Source organism: Cryobacterium melibiosiphilum (assembly GCF_003602235.1).
Taxonomy (GTDB): domain Bacteria; phylum Actinomycetota; class Actinomycetes; order Actinomycetales; family Microbacteriaceae; genus Cryobacterium; species Cryobacterium melibiosiphilum.
Genome location: NZ_QZVS01000026.1, coordinates 1 through 7,656, shown reverse-complemented (window position 1 = coordinate 7,656; position 7,656 = coordinate 1). Strand labels below are relative to the sequence as shown.

Sequence of the window (7,656 nt, the reverse complement as noted above, 5' to 3'; positions counted from 1 at the left end):
CTCGAGTCGAGCCCACTCGCTGTCAGATAAAACGGCAGTTCGCGACATGCGTCAACTGTGCCACACGACCCCACGGATCATTAGGAGACACGCCCTAGGTCCGTGAGCCCTCGCGGGATTAAGACCCCGTTGGCGTTGCCCGGGCTTGGGCTCGGGCTTGTCGCGCGGGCGCAGTGTCGACACTGCGCCAGCAAGACGACGGTGCGCCGGGGCATCCGCTGTGGGCGCGTAGGTCAGCCACAGGAACAACTGGACCAGGCGGGCGCCAGGGCCGCGGGCGCCGCGGTGACGAGCACGATCTGGTCGGCGATGGGTGATGATTGTGGGGCGTCACGTTCAGGGCGAGAGGCGTTCGTGGCTAATTCAGCACGAGCGCGGCCGGTTTCGACCGTTGGTCTGTGTGCGCCGAAAGATCAACCGGTGGAGGACTGGTCGTCGCAGTTTTTGCGCAGGACTTCGAGCCGGGTGAGCCAGATCTGCTGCGACGGCCAGCGGGCAAGGTCGGTTTCGGCAGCGTCGAGCGTCGCTGACACCCGTCACCACAGGGCACAAGCGCGCTCACGCTCGTCGTGCGCGCGACGATGTGCGTCGGCCGCTGCGGCGACCGCAGCATTCGCCCAGGCGTCAGCGGCCTCGGCCGCGTAACCCGCTGCGGCGATGATGCGGAGCACCCCGGTTGCGTCCCCCTGAGTGGTGTGCGTGGCTCTTACCCGCGCTCGAGACGTGTCTCGTAACTTAAATGTGTCGAAACGCATGGGATACAAGACGCTGACTACCCGCTCTGAGCCAACGCGGGAAACCAGATCGACATGTGCCAAATAAAGCGGGCACCCCTGTCTTGGCGCTGCACAGGCGCGGAGACTGAGCCGACTGGATGTGCAGGTCTTTAGGGGATCACCACCTCGCTTAGCCCATCTGGGAAGTACAAGACCGCCTGCTCCACTGTGTATCCAGGAAGACTCAGCCCGCACGCGAAAGTCCCGTATGAGGTTTCGGCCACCGTACTGGGGCTGGGAATGCCGGGCGTGACTGTGGGGGACTGTTTCGCCGGACTGCTCATTACTCTGCGGCATGGTCCTGACTATCCACCTCATCGGCGCTCGATCGAGGCTAGGTCACGATGGGTGCTGGCGGTTTTGACGGTCGGCGTGTTGACGAGGATCTGCTCGACGTCGCTGAGACCGTAGCCTCAAACGCCAGGCTTCTGGCCCCAAGTAGTCTAGGGTCGGGACGACCTGATCGAAGGTGTCCCCGTCAGGATCTCCGCGAGTTGGGTGTCATCGTCGATGCCGCCACCGATGAGCAAGGGCATGAATCGAGTCAGGGCGGCGGAGCCGGCGGCCTGGTTGGGGTACACGCCGAGCGACACCAGATAGGTGCTCCCGTTCGAGGCGGTCAGCTGCGCACAGGGATAGTGCTCTTCCGGCGCGATCCCGTCCCGCACAGCGTCCGTGAACGTGTTGCTGTCGAGCAGTTCTTTGACCGAGACGACCTGGTCGAGGTTGATCCAGACGTCGTCGGTGCCGATGATTGGACGGGAATGGTCGAATCCGTAGGTGGTGACGGCCAGTTTAAGAAAATTCATGTTGGTTTCTTTCAGGAGCTGGTAGGCCTTGAGGCTATGGTGCCAGTGGTGGCCGCTCGCCGGTGACGGGATGATCCGTGGATGACGTCGGGCGGTGGGGAGGGTGAGGGGACGTTCCCCTCACCATCGCAGCCGCCCAGCCGGCGGCTTCTACTGCGACTAGATGATCTGAGTTAGCACGGTTCTTGCAGCTGGGTCCTCATCCACGTAAAACGTGGGTTACCAACGGTTGTGTGCCGGCCTACCCGACAAGTGAATTTGGAGGGCCCAGCTAATTATCGACAGTAGTTCATTGGCCTCGATCTGAGATGCTCATCATTCTGGGTCGGCCGGAGTGCTATCGATGTCAACAGCGTAAGGACATGACGCGCGGGAGCACTATCGTGCGGTTCGAGTGTCCGATCGGTCACGTCCCGCTTAGTGGTGGAGTTTCTCGACACCGTGCAGGCCAGTTGTTCTAGTTTAGGCGGCAGCGAGTTCGGGGAGGATCACCGCCTCGTCGATGACCTCGAGGGGGTTGTTCATTGTGGTCAGCTCGAGCATCGAGGCTTCGGAGAAGTAGCGTCGTTCGCCGGCTTCCCATTCGTCGTGTTGCTCGATCAGGACTGAGCCTGCGAGGCGGAGGAGGGCGGCGGAGTTGGGGAAGACGCCGACGACGTCGGTGCGGCGTTTTATTTCCTTGTTGACTCGTTCCAACGGGTTGGTCGACCAGATCTGTCGCCAGTGACGCCGGGGAACGCGGCGAAAGCGAGCAGGTCGGGTTGGGCATCGGTGAGCATCGTCGCGACCTTCGGGTGCGATCGGCCGAGCATCGTGGCGACCTCGCGGAATTGCTTCTCGATGTGCTCGCGGTCGGGCTGAGCGAAGATGGTGCGGATGATCGACGCGACCATTTCCTGGGATCCTTTCGGGACCACGGCGAGCACGTTGCGCATGAAATGAACTTGGCATCTCTGCCAGCCGGCGCCTTGGAAGACGGTCCCGATGGCCTTCTTTAGCCCGGTGTGGGCGTCAGACATGACCAGCTTCACCCCGTCGAGACCGCGAGTCTTCAACGACCGCAAGAAGCTGGTCCAGACACACTCGTTCTCGCTGTCGCCCACGTCGAAGCCGAGGACTTCCCGCCGTCCGTCGGCGGCTACACCGATCGCGACGACGACAGCCTGGGACGCGATGCGGTGCCCGACGCTCGCCTTGCAATACGTGGCATCGAGGAACACGTACGGGAAGTCCTGCGCGGCCAGGGTCCGGTCACGGAACTCGGCTACTTCGGTATCGAGGCCGGCGCAGATCCGGGACACTTCCGACTTGGAGATCCCGGTGTTAGCGCCGAGCGCTTTGACGAGGTCGTCGACTTTGCGGGTCGAGACACCGTGGACATAGGCCTCCATCACGACCGCGAACAGGGCCTGGTCGACGCGGCGGCGCCGCTCAAGCAGGGCGGGGAAGAACGACCCGGCGCGCAGCATGGGGATCTTCAGATCGAGGTCCCCGGCAGTCGCGGTCAAAGTCCGTGGGCGGGTGCCGTTGCGGTACGTGGTGCGGTCGCCGGAGCGTTCAAACGGGGCGGCGCCGATGAAGGCGCTCGCTTCCGCGTCGATCAATTATTGGTAGAGAGTTTCGGTCGCGACGCGGATGCGGTCGGTGACATCGGTGAGTTTGAGTTCTCCCAGCAGGTTGAGCAGGGCAGACTGGTCTAGAAGGGTCGTGTGGTGTCCTTCGTGAGTTGCTTTAGTCGGTACTCACTGACCATCGCACGATGGCTCCTCGCGTCGACGACGCAACGCTCAAAGCCGGGAAACCACACCACTCAACGGGACGTGACCTTGGGGTTTTGGGACTTGGTACCGTTCGGAAGGTTGAAGGCTGGCGACACGTAGTCCTCAGTGATTGGACGTGACAGCGAACGATGCGACCGCCGTGTGAAACTGACCGAATGTGAGATGTCGGCGGGGCGCTTCTATATTGAGTACTTCGAATGTTGATCCGCTGTGGTTGATGTAGCCGAGGACTTTCTCGGGTGATTGTTCATCTTGTCGCCGGTCAGCGACTCGCCACTCGTGGTCTGAAAGGACACACACTTCGAGGTCTTCGGCGGAGCATGGTTCATGATGATGATTCGACATTGAATCTCCTCCACCGCCGGGCAATTGGACAGGCTCCGGCTGGTGTTCTGCTCGGTGGTTCGTTGCTCCCATAATAGAAGCCACCGTAGTCGGCGCAACTGTCAAAACGGGTGCCAGGTGGGTAGTTTCCTCTGAGACACAGTCTCAGCCGAGGAAAATGACAGAACGACCTCGTTCTGGGGGTGGGTCTGTTCGGTCGGCACGTTGCCGCGACGTCCGAGGGCTGCCATCCTGATTGTGTAACCATGGGCAACGACGTGTTCTGTCCCACAACGGTGCACACCTGCCCTGCCATTTGGAGGACATCATGCAATTCGAGAGTCATATGCTCGCTACGCTGCTCAGACAGAGCGTGATGAAGAGGTCTCAGAGGATCTTGCTGGGTCTGAACCGGCATGGCCAATTGCCTGCTGTCCTTATTAACCCGAAGAGCACCGCTGGTCGTATTGTTCCCGGCATCTGGTTGGGCCAACCCAACGATTTCGCGGCTGACGGAACGCGGTACCGCTGGCTGGCTGCAGCTGACTATGCCGTTCATCTTGGTGGGGCCGATCCTGCTCCTGACGGATCGGCGAATCCCGGCACCTAGTTTCGGCTGAGGTCGGCAAGTACACAACTTCTGATGCTGTTCTTCCGGCGTAGCGAAACACACCGGCGTGGGACGTCGCTCGGTGATGCAGCGTCGTAGTGGAGAGACACCATCAGCCTCTCGACCAGCAATCGTCATCGAACACGGTGCCGTCAGCGGCGGATAGTGGCAGAACCTAGCCTGAGGCGCGAGACGTTATGGTGTCAGCATGACTCTTGTCAGCATTCCATTCCGCGGAACTACCCTCGAATACGGCACGCCAGGCCAGCCGTTGGTTATCTTGCTGCACGACTGGTACGGTCGGCTTTCTAGCTTGGAAGACTACGGTATTCCGCTGGCCCAGCGCGGTTTTCACGTGCTCGTTCCCGATCTCTATGCTGGGTGGGCTGCCACGGATGCTGCGGATGCTGCTGTTCTCCTCGCCCGGCTCAACCCCTCCGTCGCACTGAGCATGATCGAGAGGCTTGTTCGCTCCGGGCGTGCCAACGGGGCGCCGCGAGCGGGGCTGGTGGGCTTTTCCGTGGGCGGCTGGCTCGCTCTTATCTTGGCCCAGTCGGGGATTCTCGACGCGGTCGCTGCTTATGACGCTGTGCTCAATGACGAAGAGCTGGGGGTGCTGCCCTGCCCTGTCCAACTACATTTCGCGGGCGTGAACGGTCCGGACCCTGAATCGTTTGTCGCCCGACTCCTCGCCGACGGGACGACCCTGGAACGCTTCGATGATTTCACGGCAGCACGTTCCTTCGCCAGCAGAAGCACCTCCGCTTTGACGACGGAGTCCGATGCTCTCGCCTTCGCCCGCACAGCAGATTTTCTTGAGAGGTACCTCATTGACTGATCCGATCCCAGGCCATCACGACAGTCAGCTGTGAATCTTGGCACAACACCCGCTGACGATCAGCGTCGGGTTGTGCCGTGTGCCGTGCATCGCGGGTAACGGGACTGCATCCGTTGCCACACTGATTATTGAGCTAACGGACGGAGGTTGCATGGAACCACTCGCCGATTGCGGGGTGACCGCCTGGTGGCAACGACTCGGACTCCCCGGGGTGATCGATATCCACACCCACTTCCTACCCGAGCGCATGTTGCGGCGGGTCTGGGCGCACTTCGATGAAGCCGGCCCGCTGGTCGGACGCTCGTGGCCGATCGAGTACCGGTGGAACCAGGAGCGCCGATTGGCGCACCTGCGGCAAATGGGGGTGCGCCGATTCACCGCTTTGACCTACGCGCATCGGCCCGGCATGGCGGCCGATCTCACCGACTTCGCTTTGGATTTGTCGGCGGCAGAACCCGACTGCGTCCCCAGCGCGACGTTCTACCCGGAGGACGGCGTTCTCAACCAGGTACGTTCGGCACTGGAACGGGGCGCACGGGTGTTCAAGATCCATACGCAAGTAGGCGGTTTCGACCTGCGCGAGCCGGTACTGGACGAGGTGTGGGGCCTGCTGGCAGATGCCGCCGTTCCGGTGGTGGTACACGTGGGCAGCGCCCCCGTCCAGACCGGTTACACCGGTCCGGACGCACTGGAGGGTGTCCTGCGTCGACATCCGAATCTGACCGTCGTGGTCGCGCACCTGGGCGCGCCAGAGTACGCAGATTTTCTGACCCTGGCCGAGCGTTACCCGCACGTCCACCTCGACACCACGATGGTGTTCACGGACTTCTTCGACGACGTCGCACCCTTCCCGACCGATCTGTTGCCACGGTTGGTGGCCCTGCCCGATCGGATCGTGCTGGGCAGCGACTTCCCGAACATCCCCTACCCCTACGCCCATCAGCTCGAGTCGCTAGAGCGTCTGTCTGAGCGAGAGCCGCGCCTCGACGACGACTGGCTACGTGCGGTCTGCTGGTTCAACGGCCTCAGGCTGATCGGAGACTGAGCTGACGGGTGCACTGTTCACTAGGCTCGATTATCGAGCCCTGCCAAAAATTTAGCTTTACCGTGAAGCTATCGGTGGTCTCGACCGCGGTTCACCTCCTGGTTCTGCCCACAACTGGAGCGCTGCCGGCTCCTACTCGCCTCACCCTTGCCCGGGTGCCCTGTTCGTGCGATCCGTGCGACGGGCAGCATCCCAACCGAATCAGCCGGAATTGCTTCTATCTTTCGGAGGCAGCGTCCTCAGGCTACAAAGACGCCGCGATACTGGACATGGCGGTACCCGCGTTCTGCCCGGCGCTGAAGCACTCGACCTCCTCCTCAAGGCCGGAGACGATGATTCTTCGGCGCGCACCAAGCGCCTGATTGGGCCGACCACTGTCTATGTTTCGGTTCGTTCCCGGAGTGCGTAATGACGATGGCATTTCTGGACGTATCGCTCAGAGCACCCGAAACGTGTATCACACCGCTGGTCTCCGTCTCATCGGCGCCGGGCAGCGGATGAAAGGCCACCAGCCCGCCGCCGATACGGCATAGTAGAAAAACACAGACAGTGGTCCCGGTGTCAAACGGCGGCACGATTGGCCCTGTTTTGGGTCGGCGCTAACAACGGAACCGTCAGCCCGCAAGGAGCCATGATATGAACCAGCGCCGCGCCATGCGGTACACGGAGGCTGAGCTAACAGAACACCGGGCTGCTCACTTAGCAGCGCTGCGAAATTATGGAGGATTTGCGGCTTCCGTCGACAACGTTAGTGTTCGGTTGGGTTCCGTTTCACCCCGGAAACACTCGAGCGGCGGGACCGCTGTCACAACCAAACTTGAATTGACTGATCCCTGTGCCGGAGGCGCGGCGGCGGATGAATGTCTCATCACGATGAAGGGCTTCGCCGTGCTCCGTCGGGGCCACCAGCAAGCCGTGGACGAGCTGCGCGCGCAGCTCCTGACATTCGCTCATGACCTTGCTCTGGCCATCGGAGAACCGGGCGTTGACAGCACCCCCCGAGCGATCACGCTTCGAGTCGACGGGGAACCGATGGCGGGTTGGTCGATCACAGACGGTCTTATTCACGGCTGCATTATTCCCGCGCTTGGTGGTTTCGTGGTCTGGCTCGGCAGGGTCGAGCGGACCAGACCAGGTCAGGTCTATAGCCGGGACCTGTACGAATATATGGTTCATGCAGAGCGTGAAGGGGACAGCCGACCTAGAGCATGACGAGGCTGCTGATCACATTTTCGGCGCTGGTGTGCATGGGCTCCTGACGCGAACGGGCGTGCTGGCGCAGCCGCTGGAAAGCTTCATCCATATTGATGCCGTTGCGTTCAGCGATGACTCCCTTGGCCTGCTCGATGAACACTCGGCTATTGAGGGCACGCTTGTCAAGGGCCATGAAGAACGGCCCACTGGCGGCCACGAAGAATGCCCGCTGGTGGCCAGGAAAACTGCCCATTCATGGCCAACAGATCTGCCCACCGG

Annotated in this window: 6 protein-coding genes and 1 pseudogene; 4 read left to right on the top strand and 3 right to left on the bottom strand. The window is 61.6% G+C overall.

The window, feature by feature from the left end:
• Positions 1-1,219 precede the first annotated feature (1,219 nt).
• Both D6T64_RS00450 and D6T64_RS00445 read right to left on the bottom strand, forming a co-directional pair.
• Positions 1,220-1,585, bottom strand: coding sequence for a hypothetical protein (locus D6T64_RS00450; protein ID WP_119970380.1), 366 nt, complete (start codon positions 1,583-1,585; stop codon positions 1,220-1,222).
• Positions 1,586-2,047: 462 nt separating this feature from the next.
• Positions 2,048-3,189 (bottom strand): annotated as a pseudogene (locus D6T64_RS00445) (IS256 family transposase).
• An 829-nt stretch (positions 3,190-4,018) separates the two neighbouring features.
• Between D6T64_RS00445 and D6T64_RS22975 the strand changes: the two are divergent.
• The 3 genes from D6T64_RS22975 to D6T64_RS00435 all read left to right on the top strand — a co-directional run bounded on the left by D6T64_RS22975 (position 4,019) and on the right by D6T64_RS00435 (position 6,183).
• The gene (locus D6T64_RS22975) at positions 4,019-4,300 is read left to right on the top strand and encodes a hypothetical protein (protein ID WP_233550749.1); all 282 of its coding nucleotides are present in this window, start codon (positions 4,019-4,021) and stop codon (positions 4,298-4,300) included.
• Between the two features lie 208 nt (positions 4,301-4,508).
• On the top strand, positions 4,509-5,138 hold the full coding sequence (locus D6T64_RS00440) for a dienelactone hydrolase family protein (RefSeq protein WP_119970378.1): 630 nt from the start codon (positions 4,509-4,511) through the stop codon (positions 5,136-5,138).
• Between the two features lie 151 nt (positions 5,139-5,289).
• Positions 5,290-6,183 (top strand): amidohydrolase family protein, encoded by an 894-nt coding sequence (locus D6T64_RS00435; protein ID WP_119970375.1) that lies wholly within the window; start codon positions 5,290-5,292, stop codon positions 6,181-6,183.
• A gap of 771 nt (positions 6,184-6,954) precedes the next feature.
• On the opposite strand, the gene D6T64_RS22060 is transcribed toward D6T64_RS00435, so the two are convergent.
• The gene (locus tag D6T64_RS22060; RefSeq protein WP_147364387.1) at positions 6,955-7,251 is read right to left on the bottom strand and encodes a hypothetical protein; all 297 of its coding nucleotides are present in this window, start codon (positions 7,249-7,251) and stop codon (positions 6,955-6,957) included.
• A 106-nt stretch (positions 7,252-7,357) separates the two neighbouring features.
• On the opposite strand from D6T64_RS22060, the gene D6T64_RS23700 reads away from it, so the two are divergent.
• Positions 7,358-7,656, top strand: a 299-nt coding sequence (locus tag D6T64_RS23700; protein ID WP_456064314.1) for a hypothetical protein, incomplete at its 3' end; no start/stop codon positions are given.

What these genes read in the sequence shown, in the direction of transcription:
- D6T64_RS00450 (WP_119970380.1), bottom strand. Translation starts at nt 1,585, where the DNA reads ATGAATTTTCTTAAACTGGCCGTCACCACCTACGGATTCGACCATTCC.
- D6T64_RS22975 (WP_233550749.1), top strand. Translation starts at nt 4,019, where the DNA reads ATGCAATTCGAGAGTCATATGCTCGCTACGCTGCTCAGACAGAGCGTG.
- D6T64_RS00440 (WP_119970378.1), top strand. Translation starts at nt 4,509, where the DNA reads ATGACTCTTGTCAGCATTCCATTCCGCGGAACTACCCTCGAATACGGC.
- D6T64_RS00435 (WP_119970375.1), top strand. Translation starts at nt 5,290, where the DNA reads ATGGAACCACTCGCCGATTGCGGGGTGACCGCCTGGTGGCAACGACTC.